19 protein-coding genes and 1 tRNA gene are annotated in these 19,708 nt (G+C 57.2%); 12 read left to right on the top strand and 8 right to left on the bottom strand.

All coding sequences use genetic code 11. From position 1 onward, the window contains the following. Positions 1–68 precede the first annotated feature (68 nt). Both J7413_RS00385 and J7413_RS00380 read left to right on the top strand, forming a co-directional pair. Positions 69–1,013: a bifunctional enoyl-CoA hydratase/phosphate acetyltransferase gene (locus J7413_RS00385; RefSeq protein ID WP_348538701.1), complete on the top strand. Its 945-nt coding sequence runs from the start codon at positions 69–71 to the stop codon at positions 1,011–1,013. After that, the gene (locus J7413_RS00380; protein WP_209095381.1) at positions 1,010–2,167 is read left to right on the top strand and encodes an acetate/propionate family kinase; all 1,158 of its coding nucleotides are present in this window, start codon (positions 1,010–1,012) and stop codon (positions 2,165–2,167) included. The genes J7413_RS00385 and J7413_RS00380 overlap by 4 nt, the downstream gene beginning before the upstream one ends. Positions 2,168–2,236: 69 nt before the next feature. Here J7413_RS00380 and J7413_RS00375 read toward each other — a convergent pair whose 3' ends face one another. Together J7413_RS00375 and J7413_RS00370 are read right to left on the bottom strand one after the other, a co-directional pair. After that, positions 2,237–5,449, bottom strand: coding sequence for a reductive dehalogenase domain-containing protein (locus tag J7413_RS00375; protein ID WP_209095379.1), 3,213 nt, complete (start codon positions 5,447–5,449; stop codon positions 2,237–2,239). A gap of 70 nt (positions 5,450–5,519) precedes the next feature. After that, a complete protein-coding gene (locus J7413_RS00370) occupies positions 5,520–6,221 on the bottom strand; it encodes a fumarylacetoacetate hydrolase family protein (RefSeq protein ID WP_209095377.1) in 702 nt (233 codons plus the stop codon). Between the two features lie 315 nt (positions 6,222–6,536). Between J7413_RS00370 and J7413_RS00365 the strand changes: the two genes are divergently transcribed. The 6 genes from J7413_RS00365 (at position 6,537) to J7413_RS00340 (ending at position 12,548) form a co-directional block, all read left to right on the top strand. Continuing rightward, complete coding sequence (locus J7413_RS00365; protein WP_209095375.1) at positions 6,537–8,273, top strand: ABC transporter substrate-binding protein; 1,737 nt, start codon at positions 6,537–6,539, stop codon at positions 8,271–8,273. Between the two features lie 145 nt (positions 8,274–8,418). Next, on the top strand, positions 8,419–9,480 hold the full coding sequence (locus tag J7413_RS00360; RefSeq protein WP_209095373.1) for an ABC transporter ATP-binding protein: 1,062 nt from the start codon (positions 8,419–8,421) through the stop codon (positions 9,478–9,480). A gap of 11 nt (positions 9,481–9,491) precedes the next feature. Next, positions 9,492–10,595 (top strand): ABC transporter ATP-binding protein, encoded by a 1,104-nt coding sequence (locus J7413_RS00355; protein ID WP_209095371.1) that lies wholly within the window; start codon positions 9,492–9,494, stop codon positions 10,593–10,595. After that, the gene (locus J7413_RS00350) at positions 10,592–11,455 is read left to right on the top strand and encodes a sugar ABC transporter permease (protein WP_209095369.1); all 864 of its coding nucleotides are present in this window, start codon (positions 10,592–10,594) and stop codon (positions 11,453–11,455) included. The genes J7413_RS00355 and J7413_RS00350 overlap by 4 nt, the downstream gene beginning before the upstream one ends. A gap of 15 nt (positions 11,456–11,470) precedes the next feature. Then, positions 11,471–12,268 carry a carbohydrate ABC transporter permease gene (locus tag J7413_RS00345; RefSeq protein ID WP_209095367.1) on the top strand — a complete coding sequence of 266 codons (798 nt, stop codon included), beginning with the start codon at positions 11,471–11,473 and terminating at the stop codon, positions 12,266–12,268. A 1-nt stretch (position 12,269) separates the two neighbouring features. Beyond that, positions 12,270–12,548, top strand: coding sequence for a DUF2160 domain-containing protein (locus J7413_RS00340; protein ID WP_209079048.1), 279 nt, complete (start codon positions 12,270–12,272; stop codon positions 12,546–12,548). Between the two features lie 155 nt (positions 12,549–12,703). Here J7413_RS00340 and J7413_RS00335 read toward each other — a convergent pair whose 3' ends face one another. The 4 genes from J7413_RS00335 to J7413_RS00320 form a co-directional block, all read right to left on the bottom strand. Then, positions 12,704–12,991 carry a hypothetical protein gene (locus J7413_RS00335; RefSeq protein WP_209095366.1) on the bottom strand — a complete coding sequence of 96 codons (288 nt, stop codon included), beginning with the start codon at positions 12,989–12,991 and terminating at the stop codon, positions 12,704–12,706. 269 nt (positions 12,992–13,260) lie between these two features. Continuing rightward, a complete protein-coding gene (locus J7413_RS00330; RefSeq protein ID WP_209095365.1) occupies positions 13,261–13,899 on the bottom strand; it encodes a uracil-DNA glycosylase family protein in 639 nt (212 codons plus the stop codon). 523 nt (positions 13,900–14,422) lie between these two features. After that, complete coding sequence (locus tag J7413_RS00325) at positions 14,423–15,535, bottom strand: M56 family metallopeptidase (RefSeq protein ID WP_209095364.1); 1,113 nt, start codon at positions 15,533–15,535, stop codon at positions 14,423–14,425. Further along, positions 15,525–15,896 (bottom strand): BlaI/MecI/CopY family transcriptional regulator, encoded by a 372-nt coding sequence (locus tag J7413_RS00320; RefSeq protein WP_209096699.1) that lies wholly within the window; start codon positions 15,894–15,896, stop codon positions 15,525–15,527. Before J7413_RS00320 ends, J7413_RS00325 begins: the two co-directional genes overlap by 11 nt. A gap of 230 nt (positions 15,897–16,126) precedes the next feature. Between J7413_RS00320 and J7413_RS00315 the strand changes: the two genes are divergently transcribed. Further along, entirely contained in the window at positions 16,127–16,768 is a 642-nt protein-coding gene (locus J7413_RS00315) for a hypothetical protein (protein WP_209095363.1), read from the top strand. A gap of 109 nt (positions 16,769–16,877) precedes the next feature. On the opposite strand, the gene J7413_RS00310 is transcribed toward J7413_RS00315, so the two are convergent. Continuing rightward, positions 16,878–16,963, bottom strand: a tRNA-Leu gene (locus tag J7413_RS00310). A gap of 180 nt (positions 16,964–17,143) precedes the next feature. On the opposite strand from J7413_RS00310, the gene J7413_RS00305 reads away from it, so the two are divergent. Together J7413_RS00305 and J7413_RS00300 are read left to right on the top strand one after the other, a co-directional pair. Further along, positions 17,144–17,722, top strand: a complete 579-nt coding sequence (locus J7413_RS00305; RefSeq protein ID WP_209095362.1) for a YqaA family protein — start codon at positions 17,144–17,146, stop codon at positions 17,720–17,722. A gap of 3 nt (positions 17,723–17,725) precedes the next feature. Continuing rightward, complete coding sequence (locus J7413_RS00300; RefSeq protein ID WP_209095361.1) at positions 17,726–18,187, top strand: disulfide bond formation protein B; 462 nt, start codon at positions 17,726–17,728, stop codon at positions 18,185–18,187. 17 nt (positions 18,188–18,204) lie between these two features. Here the strand turns inward: J7413_RS00300 and J7413_RS00295 are convergent, their stop codons facing one another. Continuing rightward, positions 18,205–18,630, bottom strand: coding sequence for an Lrp/AsnC family transcriptional regulator (locus J7413_RS00295; RefSeq protein ID WP_209095359.1), 426 nt, complete (start codon positions 18,628–18,630; stop codon positions 18,205–18,207). Between the two features lie 117 nt (positions 18,631–18,747). Here J7413_RS00295 and rocF point away from each other — a divergent pair, with 117 nt between their 5' ends. Further along, a complete protein-coding gene (rocF, locus tag J7413_RS00290; RefSeq protein WP_209095357.1) occupies positions 18,748–19,674 on the top strand; it encodes an arginase in 927 nt (308 codons plus the stop codon). Positions 19,675–19,708: the final 34 nt, after the last annotated feature.

Raw genomic sequence — 19,708 nt, 5'->3', positions numbered from 1 at the left:
AAAGGCGCACCGCGACCCCCTAGATATCCACAAGACGCGCATCACAACACGAACGCTCGGAGTCTGCCGTGGATCTTTCTGCCCCTCATCATAAAAACAGCTTTGACGACATGCTGGAGGCCACCGCGCCCCTCGCGCCCATTGTCACTGCAGTTGTCCACCCTGTTGACGAAGCTTCGCTCGCGGGTGCCTTGGCCGCGCTTGAAAAAGGGCTGATCACCCCCCTGCTTGTGGGCCCAACCGAGCGCATCAACGCCGCAGCAGAGGAAAACAACCTCGACATTTCCAACTGCGAGATCGTCGACGCCCCCCACAGCCATGACAGCGCCGAAACAGCGGTGCGCCTGGTGCGCGAGGGCCGTGCGCAGGCGATCATGAAAGGCGCGCTGCACACAGATGAGGTCATGAGCGCCGTTGTGCACAAAACCCACGGCCTGCGCACAGAGCGCCGCATGAGCCATGTTTTCGTGCTCGATGTGCCCGCCTACCCCAAGCCGCTGATGATCACCGACGCCGCGATCAATATCTTCCCCGATCTCATAGCCAAAGCCGATATTGTGCAAAACGCCATCGGGCTGGCACAAGCCATCGGAGTCGACACGCCCAAAGTCGCCATCCTGTCGGCGCTGGAAACCATCTATCCCAAGATCCCGTCAACGGTAGAGGCCGCAGCGCTCTGCAAAATGGCAGATCGTGGCCAGATCACCGGCGGTGTGCTCGATGGCCCGCTGGCGTTTGACAACGCCATCTCCCGCCGCGCCGCCGATGCCAAAGGCATCAAATCAGACGTCCCCGGAGACGCCGACATCCTCGTCGCACCCGATCTTGAGGCCGGCAATATGATCGCCAAACAGCTGATGTATCTGGCAGGCGCCGACAGCGCCGGCATCGTTCTGGGCGCACGTGTGCCCATCATGCTGACCTCCCGTGCGGATGGCACCCTGTCGCGCCTCGTTTCTGCCGCGCTCGCCCAGCTCTTGGTGCACCACAGCCTCGGAAAGGATCTGATGTGAGCGCCCAAGACGCCTATCTCATCCTGAACGCCGGTTCCTCTTCGATCAAATATGCGGTCTATGACACCAACTTGGCAGTGCAACTCTCAGGCCAGGTAGATCGCATCGGCATGGGACCGCACTATCATGGCGGCGCACGCGACATCGACCTGCCCGTCGCCAAAGACGCAACCCACGCCGAAATTCTTGACTGGCTGCTGGCCCACATCATGGGGCTGGAAAGGGGCTTCAACATCATTGGCGCGGGCCACCGCGTGGTGCATGGCGGACAGGAGTTTGCCGCGCCTGCTCGCGTCACCGACGACGTGATCGAGAAGCTGCGCAGCCTCGCCCCACTTGCCCCGGGGCATCAACCCCACAACCTCGCAGGCATTGAGGCAGTCGCCCGTCGCTGGCCTGAAATTCCACAGATCGCCTGCTTTGACACCGCCTTCCATCGCACCCAGCCCCGCATCGCACAGCTCTTTGCGATCCCACGCGCGCTGTCAGATGACGGTGTGCTGCGCTATGGCTTTCACGGGCTCAGCTACCACTACATCGCCACCCAACTGCCGCACCATCTGGACACGCCCAACGGCAAGGTGATTGTCGCGCATCTGGGCAACGGCGCCTCTATGTGCGCCATGCAAAACATGAAAAGTGTCGCTACAACAATGGGTTACACCGCCCTTGATGGGCTGGTGATGGGCCGTCGCTGCGGCGAGCTCGACCCCGGTGTGATCTTTCACATGATGCGTGACCGCGGCATGAGCGTGGCCGAAATCGAAACCACCTTAGGGACCAAATCCGGCCTCTTCGGGGTGTCGGGTCTCAGCTCTGACATGCGAGACCTCTTGGCCTCAGATAGCCCTGCAGCGGCTGAGGCGGTGGAGCTCTTTGTCTATCAGGCCTGCAAGAAGATCGGCGCGCTGGCCGCCACCCTTGGCGGGCTTGACGCCATCGTCTTCACCGGCGGCATTGGCGAGAACGCAGCGCCCATACGCGCACGTATCCTGCAGGGCTGCGCATGGCTTGGGGCAGACTTGGATGCTGAGGCCAACACCTCCGGTGCCAGCCGCATCACAAGCGAAACCAGCCGCCTCGCAGCCCATGTCATCCCCACCGATGAAGAAGGCATCATCGCAGGCGAAACCCAGCGCTTGGTCGCAAACTAGATCGCGGCCCAAGACCAACGTGCCAACGACCCACCGACACAGCCCCCCTTACCCGGGGGGCTGACGCCCTCAGAGATCAATCTCCACAACACCGCCCGCCTCTTTGGCCCGGCTCTGGCACAGGATCACCGAGGTCTCCCTCTGCTTATTGGACAGCACAAAATCCCGGTGTTCCACCTCTCCGGAAATCAGCCCGCATTTGCACACGCCACAAATGCCATCGGCGCATTTCACATCCACATGCACACCGTTTTCAAGCAGCACATCTGTGGCGATTTTATCAGCCGGAACAAACAGTTCCCGACCATCCTTCAACTTTAACTTAAAGTCGAAATTCTCATACTCCGGCTGCTCAGGCACGTTGAAGTATTCCAGATGCCGCGCTTCCTCAGGGAAGCCCTGCCGCTCTGCCGCCGCCATGACCCCTTCCATGTAACGGTCCGGCCCGCAGGTATAGACATGCCAACCCTCCTGATAGCCGCCAAGGATCTCATCCAGATCCGCGCGCGTGCCTTTGTCAGAAAAATGGAACACCACTTTATCCGCCCAGGGCATCGCCTTGAGATCCGCAATATAGCCTGCACCGTCCTCTCGGCTGGCGGAGTAGTGCAGCGCAAAATCGCGCCCCAGATCATGCAGCCGATGGGCAAAGGCGATCATCGGCGTAATCCCGATCCCGCCGCCCATCAGGAAGCTCTTTGTCGCCTCCTCTACCAGCTCAAAGTGGTTGATCGGTTTGGATACAAACACCTTGCGCCCTTCGCGGAAAATCCGGTGCAGAAAGGCGCTGCCCCCCCGGCCCTGATCCTCACGCAACACGCCAATCTGGTATTTGGAGCGGTCCTTGGGATCACCGGACATGCTGTATTGGCGCAAAAACTCCGGCGCGACAAGAACATCCAGATGCCCCCCCGCCGTCCACTCCGGCAAAGGCGCACCATCCAGCGAGGTGAACTCATATTTGGTCACATCCGCCGTCATTGGTTCGACCTGAGAAATCTGCACCTGCACCACCGGCGCATCCGCCGCATCCGGCACCACATAGCGGTCAATCACCGAGGTGTCCCCCGCCGCCAGCCGCAGCTTGTATTCATCGGCGGAAACCATCGCCTCATAGGCTTTGATCCCCGCCTCCCGATCCATGGGGAACGGATACGGCCACGGATGCGGGGCCAACGCCGCCGGATAAACCGCCAGCGTCTGATCCTCATATTTCAGGTCCAGATCTTTCTGCAGATCACGGCGGTTGAGCGGGTGTTTGGTGGGCCGATAGGCGCCATCTTCTTCCAGCTCGATGTCCCACCACCACTTCTTGACGTCATTCAGCCCGCCATTGCCAACCGCATCATCAAGCTTGGCCAAAGGCTTGGCAAGGCTTGGAAAATTGCTTGCTGCCCAGCGGAACGGCGCTTCTGAAAACAGCCCCTCCAAATTCCATGGGCAGGTCTTCATACAGCGTCCGCACATAGAGCCACCGGGCGTGCTGATCCGGTAGGTTGCACATTTCTGGCTGTCTGACTTCCAAATTTCATAGCCGTTGAACATGCGCTTCGGCCCGGCGGTGATCGCCCCAGAAGGACATTCACGCGCACATTTGTTGCAGTTCTCACAAAAGTTTTGCAGGCCAAAATCAATCGGCAGATCATGCGCCATGGGCATGTCCGTGGTGACCGCACCGGATTTCAGCCGTGGCCCCAGATAAGGGTTCAGGATCACTTCGCCAATCCGGCTCACCTCTCCCAGCCCCGAGAGCAGCAACAGAGGCGGCTGAAGCACTTCGCCGTCCATCACCGTATGCGCTTTGGCCTTATAGCCAAGGTTGCGGATCTGTTGCGCGATCACCCCGCCCAACAGCGAAAACCGCAGATAGGCCCGCATGGATTGCGCCACGCTGATCCAGTCATCGCCGGAGGCCCCTTCCATGGTCTCATAACCCTGATCAATGATCATGCTCACCGCCTGATCATGTTCGGGATGGATCTCTGAGCCGGTGGCATCATGGGAATACCAGGCCCACTCCGGACACCGGCTCAACCCGACGGCATCCACCCCCAGAAAATAACTCGCAGCCTTCAAATTGGCTGCGTTGCGTTCAGCGTCAGTCGGTTTTGCAACCTGCGCGCTGGCCCCATCTTGCAACAGAACAAACGCGCCAAGCGCACGGCGCTGCGCCATGCTCGGCGCGGCCTTGCGCACGTAATATCCCCCCTTGGCCGCATCCTGCAGCGGCTTGCCCATATCGCCAAACTGCACCCGCGCAAACATATCCGCCCGCTTGGGCACCCGCGCCACATGGGCCTCGTCAATATAGGTGGTCGGGCTTTCCACCCGCTTCAGCCGCTCAAACGGATGCGCGCCTTTCACATAGTCGCGATTGCGGAACGGGTCTTGGTTCAGCGCTGATTTGGCCGATCCCGTGCCCAGCCACCACGCCGGACCCTGCGTCTGCGCCCAGGGCTGTGCCCGCATCGGCGCCAGCGCCCCGTCATGCGCCAGATCCATATCCGTGGTGATCACCGCCAGCCCATAGCGTTTGCCAACCCAAGGCGCGATCAATTCGCCATTTTCCAACGCGAGCAAGCCCGCGGCCACACCCACGCGTCCCAGATCCACATCGGTGGAAGTGGCCGTGTGCGCCTTTGCGCCAAATCCCAGAAGCCGGATGTAGTTGGCAATCACCACCGCCACTTCAGTGGCCCGCAAACAAGCACGGTGGTCCTGTGCGTCCAAAATCCAGTCGCTGCCCGGCTCGCCCCGCTCCGGATCGCGATGATGCTCGATCAGAAAGACGATCGCATTTTCGTGGATCTCAATGCTGCTGGGCGGCGCTTCCATACTGTCCTTGAGATCCGCCATGATCAGATCAATCCCCGCCGCCAAAGACTTGATCTGCCGCGTGCGCAGATCTTCTGACAAACGGTCAATGTCTGGGTTGCGCCGTGGCGTGGCCAACCGCGCCGCTGCTGGCACAGGCCCAATCCCAACCATCGAGGCATCATTGAAATAGCCAAAGGCTTTCAGATGATTGGCGCGCTCTTTTGGGTCGTCTGGAATGGCAGAGCGCACCGGGTTCACCAACCCGTCGCGCAACGCATCCAGCATCGCCTGAAACTCGCCCATGGCGTTGACGATGCTCTCTGGCCGCTCCGGGCGATGGAAACTCAGAGCGCGATCCCGTGGCATCCCCGCCACCTCAGGCATCGCGCCGCGCACCAATCGCTCCAGCGGATAAGAGCCAAGATGCACCGGCCGCGCCTTATCCGAAAAAAACTTTATCCCCATCTGCTCCCCATATCAGGCCATTCGGCCTGCCCTTCTTGGCTGGCTTAACTGCTTGCGCTCTGGATAAGCCTCAGCTTTTTGTAACTTTCAACGACAGTCGGATCGGCGCGAGCCCCTCAATCCCACCTGTGATCACCTGCCCGGCCGTCACCGGCCCCACACCGGCGGGCGTGCCTGTCAGGATCACGTCCCCGGCGGTCAGATGATAATAGCGCGACAGATGCATGACGATTTCTGTGGGCGACCAGACCATCTCGCTCAGATCGGCGGCCTGACGCGTCTCCCCGTCCACCTCCAGATGGATCGCCTGCGCCGCTGGCGCACCAAAGTCGGCGGCTTGTGTCAGCGGCGCAAAAACCGCGGACCCTTCCACATCTTTGCCAAGCGACCAAGGTCTGCGATGGTCCTTGCCATCCTGCTGCCGATCCCGCCGCGTCATGTCGAGCGCACAGCCATAAGCATAGATCGCCGCTGCGGCCTCCGCCTCAGTGGCTTCAAACACCGATGCCCCCAGCACAAAAGCCAGTTCCATTTCGTGATGGTAGTTCGCGGTGCCCGGAGGAAAGTCAACCTCAGCACCGCTCAGCACCGCATGCGCCACGGATTTTGTGAAATACCACGGCGCCTCGCGATCAACCTCTCCCCCCATCTCAGCCGCATGAGCGGCATAGTTCCGCCCCACACAAAAGATGCGCCGCACGGCGTACCCAGCACGTTCCCCAGCCACCGGGATTGAAAACACCTCCGGAGCGTCAAACAGATATTCAGCCATGGATCCTCCCTCTGGCGCAGGCCGCATCTATGACACAGCAGCATGAAACCGGGCTAAACCCGCAACGATAGCGCCAACAATTTCTGGCAGAAATCGCTCTGAACAATGGTTCAAAGTCAAGGTTTATTTGCAATTGACGCGCGGGCGCAAACAGGCCATTTTAGGTGAATTAGTCGTAACTACAGTCACTTATCGGAAATGCCTTTCCCGAATTTTCTGATCTACTAATTTATTAGTTGACTAAAAAATCCTCTTTTGACAACGTAGGGCATCCGACCTTTCACGGTCGGGGATACAACCAATCGGGAGGAAAAGATGCGGAAGTATCTTATCTCCGCCGTTGCGGCTTCTGCCGTAATTGCGGGCACTCAATCGCTCTATGCCGACGAAGCGGCAGCGAAGCGCTGGATCGATGCAGAGTTCCAGCCATCTTCGCTCAGCAAAGATGAGCAGATGAGCGAAATGCAGTGGTTCATCACTGCGGCACAGCCCTACGCGGGCATGGAAATCAACGTTCTGTCAGAAGGCATTCCAACCCACGGCTACGAAGCCGAAGTTCTGACCAAGGCGTTTGAAGAAATCACTGGCATCAAAGTCAACCACCAGATCCTCGGCGAAGGCGAAGTGGTTCAGGCGGTGCAAACCCAGATGCAGACCAAGCGGAACCTCTATGACGGCTACGTCAATGACTCCGACCTGATCGGCACGCACTCCCGCCTGCAGCTGGCCTACAACCTGACCGACATGATGGCGGGCGACTGGGCGGCAACGACCTCTCCGACGCTCGATCTGGATGACTTCATGGGCACCCAGTTCACCACGGGCCCAGATGGCGACCTCTACCAGCTGCCAGACCAGCAGTTTGCAAACCTCTACTGGTTCCGCAAAGACTGGTTTGACCGCGCAGACCTGCAAGAGCAGTTCAAAGCCAAATACGGCTATGACCTCGGCGTGCCTGTAAACTGGTCAGCCTATGAGGACATCGCAGAGTTCTTCTCCAAAGATGTTAAAAACATCGATGGCGTCGACATCTACGGCCACATGGACTACGGCAAACGCGCCCCAGACCTTGGCTGGCGTATGACCGATGCTTGGCTGTCCATGGCAGGTGCAGGCTCCAAGGGTGAGCCAAACGGTGTGCCTATCGACGAATGGGGCATCCGCATGGAAGCCGGTTCCTGTAACCCAGCTGGTGCATCCGTTACCCGCGGTGGTGCAGCAAACGGCCCAGCGGCGGTTTACGCGATCCGCAAATGGGATGAATGGCTGCGCAACTACGCGCCTCCCGGTGCGGCGTCTTATGACTTCTACCAGTCTCTGCCAGCACTGGCACAGGGCAACGTGGCACAGCAGATCTTCTGGTACACCGCGTTTACCGCAGACATGGTGAAGCCTCAGTCTGAAGGCAACAACACTGTGGACGCCGAAGGCAACCCACTGTGGCGCATGGCTCCAAGCCCGCATGGTCCTTACTGGGAAAAAGGCCAGAAGGTTGGCTATCAGGACGTTGGCTCCTGGACCTTCCTGAAGTCCACCCCAGCAGACCGTGCACAGGCCGCTTGGCTCTATGCACAGTTTGTGACCTCTAAAACGGTTGACGTGAAGAAATCCCACGTGGGTCTGACCTTCACCCGTGACAGCTCTGTGAACCACGAAAGCTTCACCGAGCGCGCCCCGAAACTGGGTGGTCTGGTAGAATTCTACCGCTCTCCCGATCGCGTGGCATGGTCCCCAACTGGCGTAAACGTGCCTGACTATCCGAAGCTGGCCCAAATCTGGTGGCAGCAGATCGGTGACGTGAACTCCGGCGCCTTCACCCCACAAGAAGCGATGGACCGTCTGGCCGAAGAAATGGACATCACCATGGCTCGTATGCAGCGCGCAGACGAAGCTCAGAATGTCTATGGCGGCTGTGGTCCTCGCCTCAACGAGGAGAAAGACGCAGAGTGGTGGTTTGCCAACGGCGGCGCGAAGCCAAAGCTGGACAACGAAAAACCACAGGGCGAGACCGTCAACTATGACGCTCTGATTGCCCGCTGGAACCAGAACTAACTGTTCCTCCTGACCTGACACTCCCCGTGTTCATGGTCGAACCGGCCGGGGCTTACCTTTAAAGCCCCGGCCACCTTACACACACACTCCCCTCCTCCATTGCCCAACCTCTTGGGCCGACTCCATAAGGATCAAAGGTGCATCCATGGCACTTGAACTAAAGAACATTTCCAAGGTCGTGCAGGGTGTAACACACATCAAGCCAACGACCCTGACGTTGAAGAAAGGCCACTTCAACGTTCTGCTGGGTGAAACCGGCGCTGGCAAAACCTCTCTGATTAAGATGATGGCTGGGCTCGACCCAATCGCCGCCGGCCAAATCATCATGGAAGGCGAAGATGTCACCGCGCTGACCACTCAGAAACGCAAAATCAGCCTCGTGCACCAGTTCTTTGTGAACTACCCGCATATGACCGTGTTTGAAAACATTGCCTCCCCGCTGAAAGTGGCAGGCATGGCAAAGTCGGAGATCGCAGACCGCGTGGCCGAAGCCGCCGATATTCTTCAGCTTGGCCCGATGCTGCACCGTCGCCCACATGAGCTTTCCGGTGGTCAGCAACAGCGCTGTGCGCTGGCGCGCGCCATTGCCAAAGAAAGCCGCGCGGTGTTTCTGGATGAGCCGCTGGCCAACCTTGATTACAAACTGCGCGAAGAGCTGCGCGAGCAGCTGCCAGAGCTGTTTGCCGGCCGCGGCGCCGTGGTGGTCTACGCCACATCCGAGCCCGAAGAAGCTCTGCTTCTGGGCGGGGAAACCGCGCTTATGGTTGATGGCAACGTGGCGCAGTTTGGCCCCACCGCCGACATCTACCGCGCCCCGGCCTCCCTCACCGCGGCCCGCATCTTCTCTGATCCGCCGATCAACCACGCACCTGTCACCAAACGCGGCGATGCCATGCACCTTGGCGCGCTGAGCTGGACCGCATCCGGTGAGGCCGCTGGCCTGACAGATGGCGACTACATCATGGCTGTGCGCCCACACCACGTGTTGCCCCATGCCCATGACGGCTCAGATGTTGCGCTCAAAGGCCATGTTGGCGTGACCGAACTCTCAGGTTCTGAAAGCTCGGCCCACTTTGACTTTGACGGCAACAGCTGGGTCAGCCTCGCCCATGGCACCCACCCCTATCGGATTGGCGAAGAACACGATTTCTTCCTTGATCCGACCACCTGTTTTTACTTCGCGCCCGATGGCGCCCGCGTCGGCTGAGGGCAAAGAGAATGGCGAAAATCACACTTAAAAACCTCCGGCACAGCTACTACCCCGATCCCAAGGGGCCACAGGACTTTGCCCTCAAAGAAGTCGATCTGGATTGGCAAGACGGCGGCGCTTATGCCCTGCTTGGCCCCTCCGGCTGCGGCAAATCCACCCTTCTGAACATCATCTCCGGCCTCTTGGTGCCGTCTGAGGGCCAGATCCTGTTTGATGGCCAAGACGTCACCACCCTGCCCCCCGATCAGCGCAACATCGCACAGGTGTTCCAGTTCCCGGTGATCTACGACACCATGACCGTGCGCGAAAACCTTGCCTTCCCGCTCAAGAACCGCGGCGTGGATCCGGCGATCATCGAAAAGCGCGTGGCCGAGATTGCCGAGATGCTCGAAGTCACCGACATGCTGGATCGCAAAGCGGCCGGCCTGTCGCCAGACAACAAGCAAAAGATCTCCATGGGCCGTGGCCTTGTGCGCGATGATGTGAACGTCGTCATGTTTGACGAGCCGCTCACCGTGATCGACCCACACCTGAAATGGAAACTGCGCACCAAGCTCAAAGAGCTGCACCAGCGCGTCTCCCAGACCATGATCTACGTCACCCACGACCAGACCGAAGCGCTCACCTTTGCCGATCAGGTGGTGGTGATGCAGCTGGGCGAAGTGGTGCAGATCGGCACACCCGAAGAGCTGTTTGAACGCCCCGCCCACACCTTTGTCGGCCACTTCATCGGCTCCCCCGGCATGAACGTGCTGCCTGCGGAAGTCAAAGACGGTCAGGCCTTCTTTGCTGGCCGCCCCGTGGCGCTCGAAGGTGCGATCAAAGCGGGTGCCTCAGGCAAGCTTGAAGTCGGCATTCGCCCAGAGTTTGTCAGCCTGACGGACAGCAGCAACACAGCCGCGATCCCGGCAACCGTCACCCGTATCGCCGACGTAGGCCGCCACACCGTGGTCGAAGCCACTGTTGACGGTCACAAAGTCGCCGCCATTCAAAACGGCCCTGCGCCGCAGAAAGGTGACGCGGTGCATTTGCATTTCACCCCAGAGCACACCCGTCTTTATTCCGACGGCTGGATCGCTTCTGAGCCCGCGCAAAAGGAGAGCGCAGCATGAAAACCGAAAACCAAAAAGCCTGGTTCTTCGTCGCCCCGGTGCTGATCCTCGTGGCGTTCAACGCCATCATCCCGATGATGACCGTGGTGAACTACTCCGTGCAGGAAACCTTCGGCGACAACCTCTTCTTCTGGGAAGGCGTCACCTGGTTTGAACAGATCCTGCGCTCAGAGCGGTTCCACGCAGCGCTTGGCCGTCAGTTCTTCTTCACCTTCATGATCCTCATCATCGAGATCCCACTGGGCATCGCAATCGCGCTTTCTATGCCCCGCAAAGGCTTCTGGGTACCGGTCTGCCTCGTGCTGATGGCCCTGCCGATGCTGATCCCGTGGAACGTGGTCGGTGCAATGTGGAACATCTTTGCCCTGCCAGACATTGGCCTTCTGGGCTATTTCCTGAACCACGTGCTGGGCATCAACTATGACATGACCCAGGATCCCGTGGCCGCTTGGGTGACCATCATCACCATGGATGTGTGGCACTGGACCTCGCTGGTGGTGCTTCTGGCTTACGCCGGTCTGGTTTCGATCCCGGATGCCTACTATCAGGCCGCCAAGATCGACGGTGCCTCCAACTGGTCGGTGTTCCGCTTTATCCAGTTGCCCAAGATGAAAAGCGTTCTGACCATCGCAATCCTTCTGCGCTTCATGGACAGCTTCAACATCTACACCGAGCCTTTCGTGCTCACAGGGGGTGGCCCCGGCAACTCGACCACGCTCTTGTCCATTGATCTGGTGAAAATCGCTTTGGGTCAGTTTGACCTCGGCCCCGCCGCCGCGATGAGCCTCATCTACTTCGCAATCACCCTCTTTGTGTCTTGGCTGTTCTACACGCTGATGACCAAAGATGACCTGAACTAAGAAAGGGCAACGATCATGCAAAAACGATCCCTTGTCCCCATCCTGTATATCTTCTTCCTGATGCTGCCGATCTACTGGCTGGTGGCGATGAGCTTCAAAACCACCAACGAGATTCTCTCTGGGTTTTCGCTCTTCCCACAGACCTTCACGCTGGAGGCCTATGTCACGATCTTCACCGATCCCTCTTGGTATTGGGGCTACATCAACTCGATCATCTATGTGTCACTGAACACGCTGATCTCCATTGCCGTGGCCCTGCCCGCCGCCTATGCCTTCAGCCGCTATCGCTTTCTCGGCGACAAGCAGCTGTTCTTCTGGCTGCTGACAAACCGTATGGCACCAGCGGCCGTGTTCGCCCTGCCCTTCTTTCAGCTCTACTCCGCTGTGGGCCTGTTTGACACGCACCTCGCCGTGGCGCTGGCGCACTGCCTCTTCAACATCCCGCTCGCTGTGTGGATCTTGGAAGGCTTCATGGGCGGCGTCCCAAAGGAGTTGGATGAAACCGCATATGTGGATGGCTATTCCTTCCCGCGCTTCTTCCTGACGATCTTCATCCCGACGATCAAAGCCGGTGTGGGTGTGGCTGCTTTCTTCTGCTTCATGTTCTCATGGGTGGAGCTGCTCTTGGCCAAAACCCTGACCGCTGTGGCCGCAAAGCCAATCGCCGCAACGATGACCAAAACCGCCTCTTCTGCGGGGTATGAGCTGGGCCTGCTGGCTGCTGCCGGCACGCTCACCATCATCCCGGGCGCCATCGTGATCTATTTCGTTCGTAACTATATCGCGAAGGGCTTCGCGATGGGGAGAGTTTGATATGCTGAGCTGGATGGCATGGACATGGCCCACGGCCGCAATCTTCATCGTGTTGTTCTCCACAATCGGCCTGCTGATTGTGCTGGAGATCAAGCGCCCCGGCGGGGACGAGCGCAAAGGCGCACTGGGCCTTGTCACCACCCGCGGTGACCGCCTGTTCCTCACATGCTTGGGTGGCAGCTTCATCTTCCTTGCATGGCTGGGTCTGATGGGCGAACCGCTCTGGTGGCCACTGGGTCTTGCAATCGGCTGGGGCACCTTCTGCTTCTGGAAAGTCTGATCCCAAGTCACAGAAAAACCAAAGGCAGACGCTCACCGCGTCTGCCTTTTTTTGTTGCCACAGCGCGTTTAGCGCCACTCGCTCAGAGCCTCTCGGCGCAGCCTCACAGCACTAACGGCCTAAGCGGCGTGAGACCTCAAAGACCGAAGTGTCGATCAGCCTTTGCAAGCCGCCTTTGACAGAACCAGCTTGTCATTGTCTGGCTCCGAGCGGTTGTTCTCAAGAGTGGCGGCACCGTTTTCGATGGCATACCCCGCAAGGTCTTGCACCTGCTCAACCTCGAAACCTGCGCCCTCAAGGAAAACAACCTGCATCTCCTGCCAGGTGATGCTGCAGCCATTGTCACGAATAATGGCCAGGAACTCGTCATAGCGAGGCGCAGCGTCTGCAAAGGCGGTTGAAGCACAGCTGATGGCCAGTGCAGCGAGCGAAATCTTTTTCATAAATATCTCCAACAAGATTACGTATCCGCCTGAAAATACGAGGTTTCATCGCTCGACAATCATGAAAACACGCCGCGACTATCTTTTCACACATTCTTTATATGGTTGATCCGCCTAAAGGCTGCCTAGGTAGGACACGCAAAAATTGAGTTCCTAAGGATGTGCCGGGCGGACCCACAGGACAGAAAATCCACAAGTCGAAGAGATTTTGGAGAGAGTACCTACAAATCTCTGCTAAAGTCTGCAAATCCACCCACGCCATAAATTTGCTAGCGAATTCCTTCGAACAGTTTGTCCAAAAAGTCTGCGCTTTTTGTCCGGGTCATAATGCCAAATCGGGATAGGTGCGGCAATCCAATCAATGTCCCGCCATCGAAGGCTCCACGCTGCGCCGTGACATTTCCCCACCCGACCGGATAGCGTGCTAAATCAGAAACCCCTAGAAGTTCGACAATGGCCTTAGTCGTGTCGCCTCCCATAGTGATCACAATGGGGGGTTTTGCACGACTAAGAATTCTACTCCAAAGGTCTTTTCCAAACGCGAGGGAACCTTTGGGGTCTTGCAGGCTTTTCCAATCAGGCGAACGAAACGGTACAAGATTCCCAGCCAAGACAGCATGAGGAGCAACGTCCAACCGAGAGAACAATGCTCTTACTTGGCGTTGCAGCGGGCTTTGACCAGCTATATGTCCGGCCCAACTTTCGTCGACATAAGCACTGTGGCCTGATGGCATCGCATAGATCGAATGTTCCGAGTGCACAACGGTGCCGCCGGGGTTAAGGCCAATAAACGCGACCTGTGCGCCACTGAGAGTATTCTCAGGACTTGCCAATAAACGCCACCCCCAAGAGTTTCTGGACCTGCGATATGCATCTTCAATTTCGGCCTGCAATTTGATCTCCAGCATGTTTTCCGTCGATAGCATAATTGATCTACCTTGCCAAAAACAACCAATCTAAGAATATCATATGAAATCAATCCCGTTAAACGTGATTGCCAGCTTGTGTCAGACAGCACCGCCTATAGACAACACCATGATGGTACGAGCACCAAAATTCGCCGTCGCGCGGACGAGGGGGCACGATTGCATTCTTCACTACATCAGAAATCCCCCAAAGGCTTCTCATTCCTAAAATATCCCGGGGTAGCCACATCGCAGATGTGGCAGGGGCAGCGCCCTAAACCGTCACACCACGTGTGAGGATCCCAAATCGGCAGTTTTTCTCCCAACGCAACACGCAACACTTTTGCCGGTTTTCAGGCAAAACGACTCAAAGATTAACGCGTTTCGGCCCGCCGAAATGGCACCTACGCAAAACAGCCGCGATACAGACGCAATACCGACGTACCTGCAAATGGTTAACGCCCCGCCGTGATCCTCTCACAACGGGGCGTTTTGCGTTAACTTTTAGCGTAAATTGCCGCCTGTTTTACCAGGTGCGCTGCGCCAAAGTGTTCAGGTGGTTCAGCCGATCCAGATTAGCCACCGTGCTCAACATAATGCGCTCGTGGCTCCAGTCTTCTGGCTCCGCAAGCGCAACCGCGCCCACCAGCACACACACGGCCATCACGACAGACAGGAGCGCACCAAACAGAACCGCCTCTTTGGCCGGGGCATCCTGATCCTGCGCAATCTCCAGAATGCGGTCCTTCAGCATCGAGCGGCGCGACAGAAACGGCACCCGCCGCCCCACCAGTGGCACGCCAAAGGCGGCAGGTTGTTGCGTCGCATTGCTGCTGCGCCGTGCAATCTCCAGAAGGCGCAGTGCATAAGTGTGCGCATCAAAGCCTTTGCGCGACAGATAGGCCCGGTCGCACGCCAGTTCACCAAGCTTGCGCAAGCGACTGGAAAGAAACCAGAAACCGGGATTGAGCACCGCAACGGGAGAGATCAGGGAAAGCAGAACTTCCGCATCCACATCGCCTTGGCGGATGTGTTGCAGCTCATGACCAAGCGCCATTTGCACCGCCGTGCGATCCCGCAGCATCGCCTGTGGCAGCACCACATAATAGCGCCACAATCCACGGGTCGAGAATGGCACACTCACAGTGGGGCTCGCCACAATGCGGCAGCGTTTTGTGTGATGTAGAACAAAGCCTTCGCGGATCGCATGGCGAATGCGCCCAACGTTCAACAGCAGGTAACCACTCCGTGCAATCAAGGCCGCCAGAAACGCGGCAATCACCACTTGAGCAATCACCGAGCTTGCGTTGGCAATCTGTGACAACCAGTCGGTTTTCATCACCAGAAGCTGCTGCATCTGATGGGCGCTGATGTCGATATTGCCGTTCAGAACATGCGAAACCAAAGCGTCCGTTGCATTAACGTTCGCCGCATAAGGAGAGGACACAAGATAAGGCGCCACCAAAGGCAACACCGCAAGACAAGCGATCACAGCCATCCCCATCCGACGCCGCGTATAATAGCTCCGTCGTCGCCCAGAGAGTATCAAAATACCCTCAAAAGCACCGAAAACCAACGCGGCCAAAAGGATCACAAGCTGTATCCAGATCGCCCCCCCTACGACTTGATCAACAGTCATCCTTTCTGATCCTCGTTTCAATGATCTCTTTGATTTCCTGGATCATTTCATCTGTCAGATCCTCATTATCCACCAGTCGCGCCACCAGCGCTGTCGGGGTTCCTCCAAACAAGGTTTTTGACAGGTTCTTCAGGCTGCGACCTTCATAGTCGCGCTTCGCAACAGATGGGGTATAAACCAGCGCACGATCCTTTCGGGCCGAGGTGACAAATCCCTTCTCGTCGAGAATCTTCATCACGGTGGCAACCGATGTATAAGCGCGCGGATTTTGACCATCCAGCGCCGCCATAATATCGCGCACTGAGCCCGATCCAATGTCCCAAAGGGCGATCATAAACTCAAGCTCAACATCCGTGAGCATTTCACTGCGTCGACGTGCCAATAGGCCACTCCGTGGTTAAATTACTAGGGAATTAGTAACGCAGATGCCTCTCATCTCAAAGGATTTTCTAACAACACAGGCAACACAAGGCCTCACAAAATCGCAATTAACCATTCCCAAAGAAAACTTGCGCTATTTTACTGATCAAACTTTCAGACTTCGGCCGTTCCCATGCCCCCTTTGCGCGGAGCGAACAACAGGAGCTTGATATGAACCGCTGCCTCGCCCTCGCGTTTAGTGCCATGATCGTTAGCCTGCCTGCGTCTTCCGATGCAGAGGACGTCACGCGGCCATTCACTCTCAGCGTAGGCGAGTCGGTCTTGGGCCATACGCTCGAAGCAGGTTATCGCTTTAACAACCGCTTCGGCATGCGAGGAATGTACGGAAACGGATCAACATCAATTGATACGAGCATTGAAGGCAACACCTACGACGGCGACGTCGCTTTAGGCGGCTTCGGGCTGATCTTCGATTACTACACGAGCAGCAATGCGTTCCGCCTGAGTGCAGGCGCCATAACCTTGGACCATGTATTCGACGGGGCAACAACTGGCAGCACAATCGTGAATGGCACTGCCTACACTGCACCCTTAAATGTGAACGCGCGCTTTGATCGCTCCCTTGCGCCAATGATCTCCATGGGAGTCCAAACCCCGATCCGCAACAGCAGGTTTGTATTCACGGGCGACTTGGGGGTGGTGTATACTGGAAGTGCCTCTGCAATAGGCAGCGACCCCACCAATACAATCTCTCAGTCTGACATTGATGCAGAGCTTTCTGATATCAATGAAACGCTAGATGACCTGCCGATCGCGCCCTTTGTGAAAGTCGGCATCGGCTTCAGCTTCTAAGCGACAAACCCTTAAAGCGCTGATCCACACTTTCAACGCTTCGCTTTAGAGCGATTGAGAATCTCGATTAATAAGCGTAAAAATTCACACACTTAGCAGAAAGGAAATGTGGTGCCCAAGGAGAGACTCGAACTCTCACGCCCGTGAAGGCGGGGGATTTTGAATCCCCTGCGTCTACCATTCCGCCACTTGGGCCACGCTCTCCATTTAGCCAAGCTTCAAAGGAAGGTCCACCCACAAAACGCAACTTTCTGACAGAGTTTCAAAGATCCACTGTTGGCGCAGTTATGCCCATTCCATGATTATTTGCTTGCACTTAAATGCCAATGCCCTACGCAAGAGAAAGGTGGAAAATAAGGCTTAAGAGACCGAAGTATGCTTCAACGCCTCTATCGCTGGACCATGGATCTGGCAGATCATCCTAGGGCCCTCTGGGCGCTCGCCTTTATCAGCTTTATTGAAAGCTCCGTGTTTCCAATCCCGCCGGATATCTTGATGATTCCGATGATTCTGGCCGCACCGTCGCGCGCATGGCTCATCGCTTTGGTGGCGCTCGTCTCATCGGTTCTGGGCGGCATGCTTGGATATGCCATTGGGCATTTTGCTTTCGAACAGATTGGCGAGCCGATCTTGATGTCGCTTGGCAAGGCAGATGCCGTGGCTGAGTTCTCGACACGCTTTAATGACTTTGGGTTCTGGGCCGTGCTTGGTGCAGGGATCACCCCCTTCCCCTATAAGGTCATCACCATCATGTCCGGTTTCACAGGCATGCCACTGGGTACGTTCATCGCAACCTCGATCCTGGCGCGCGGAATCCGCTTCTTTCTTGTCGCAGGACTTTTGCGTGCTTTCGGCGAACCCATCCGCGACTTTATTGAAAACCGTCTGGGCCTCGTGACGACCGTCTTTCTGTTGCTGCTTTTCGGCGGCTTCCTCGTAGTGAGATATCTCTAAAACATGACACGCAAATACGTCTTTCTGCTGCTGACCGGGTTTTCGGTCAGCATGATCCTTGGAGCTTGGGCTTTTGAATTCATTGGTGGATTACCGCCCTGTAAGCTTTGCTACTACCAGCGCTATCCCCATTGGGTCGCAGCGGGCGCAGGCGCGCTTGCGCTTGTAAGTGGTGTCACGCTACTCGCTTATGTGGCGGCCTTGGGCGTCGTGACCTCGGGCGCATTGGCCCTATTTCACTCTGGCGTTGAGCGCGGCTGGTGGGAAGGACCTTCCACTTGCACAAGTGGCGATATCACCGGCATGAGCGCCGACGATCTTTTCAATCAGATCATGAATGCCCCATTGGTGCGGTGCGATGAAATCCCATGGCAGATGCTCGGCCTGTCGATGGCAAATTACAACGCACTGCTGTCGCTCGGTGCAGCTTTGCTCTGGGTCTATGCGATCAAGCGTTTGGCCTGATTATGGCAAAGCACTTTTCACCCGGATTTCCGGGTGGAAAGCAACAAACTGGTTTCGCTGTTTGCCACCCCATCCAAGCGTCGGATCTGCGCCAACACTTCATCCAGCGTGGCCAGAGTGTCGGTGCCTAGCTCCACAATAAGGTCCCACCGCCCATTCGTGCTGTGAATTGCTCGCACGGGCGTAAATCCACTGAGCTGGCGCACAATCCGGTCGGTCCCCCTGCCCTCGATCTCAATAGACATCAAGCCGCGTACCGGATCCGTTTTCACATCATCCTGTAAAACCACCGTAAAACCGACAATATCGCCACGTTGACGGAGCCGTTCAATCCGCCCCCGCACGGTTGTGCGAGAAACACCCAAGGTCAGCGCAAGATCAGAAAGCGAAGCTCGGGCATCATTGCGCAGCGCAGAAATCAGCTTGCGATCAACATCATCCATTTTGACGGCTCCACTATCCAAATTGACCAATGTGCAGGCGTTATGTGCAAATTGCTGGGTGTAATTCAATACATTTCGGAAACATCTTGCGAAGAAAATCGTCAGATGGATGAACACATGACTGAAAAAACATGTTTGCTGGTTGGTGCGCCAGTAGATAGCGGCAAACGTCGACGTGGGTGTTTGATGGGCCCTGATGCCTTCCGCACAGCTGGGTTGCGCGAAAGCCTAGAGGATCTTGGCCACACGGTCGAAGATCTTGGCAATGTCGCACCGCGTGGATTTGAACCTGACGCGCCAAACACCCCCTCCTACGCCCTAAACGAAACAATCGCCTGGACGCGCGCATTGGCCGAAGTGGCTGAAACCGCGGTCAGCAAAGGGTTCCCCATTTTTCTGGGCGGAGATCACAGCCTCTCAGCAGGCACAGTCGCAGGCATCGCCAACCATGCGGCGAACATAAATCGTCCGCTCTATGTTCTTTGGCTGGATGCCCATACAGATTTTCACACGCCGCTCACGAGCGACAGTGGAAATCTACATGGCACACCTGTCGCCTACTTCGCTGGTCGTGAGGGGTTTGACGGATTTCCAAAAATGCAAAACCCAGTGCCAGAGGAAAATATCTGTATGATCGGCCTGCGCTCCGTGGATCTGGCAGAACGGGAAACGCTGCAAGCCACGCAAGTCCGCCGGCATGACATGCGCGATATTGATGAGAATGGCATTGCACGTCCGCTGGCCGCATTTCTCGAACACGTCGCCCAAAACAATGGACTGCTGCATGTCTCGCTCGACGTTGACTTCCTAGACCCCTCTGTCGCGCCCGCAGTCGGCACAACTGTTCCCGGCGGCGCAACCGTGCGCGAAGCCCATCTCGCAATGGAAATGTTACACGACAGTGAACTCGTCACCTCTTTGGATCTTGTAGAGCTGAACCCCTTTCTGGATGAGCGCGGCCGCACTGCAAAGCTTATGGTCGATCTTGCGGCCTCAGCGCTCGGACGGCGCGTGTTTGATCGTCCAACACGTAGCTTCACTTAACAATACATTCGGGCAGCGCGCTGCCCAGATCCCC

Source organism: Shimia sp. R10_1 (assembly GCF_017744095.1).
Taxonomy (GTDB): Bacteria; Pseudomonadota; Alphaproteobacteria; order Rhodobacterales; family Rhodobacteraceae; genus Shimia.
The sequence above is the reverse complement of the archived record's forward strand: the minus strand, read 5'-3'. Positions and strand labels throughout refer to the sequence as shown.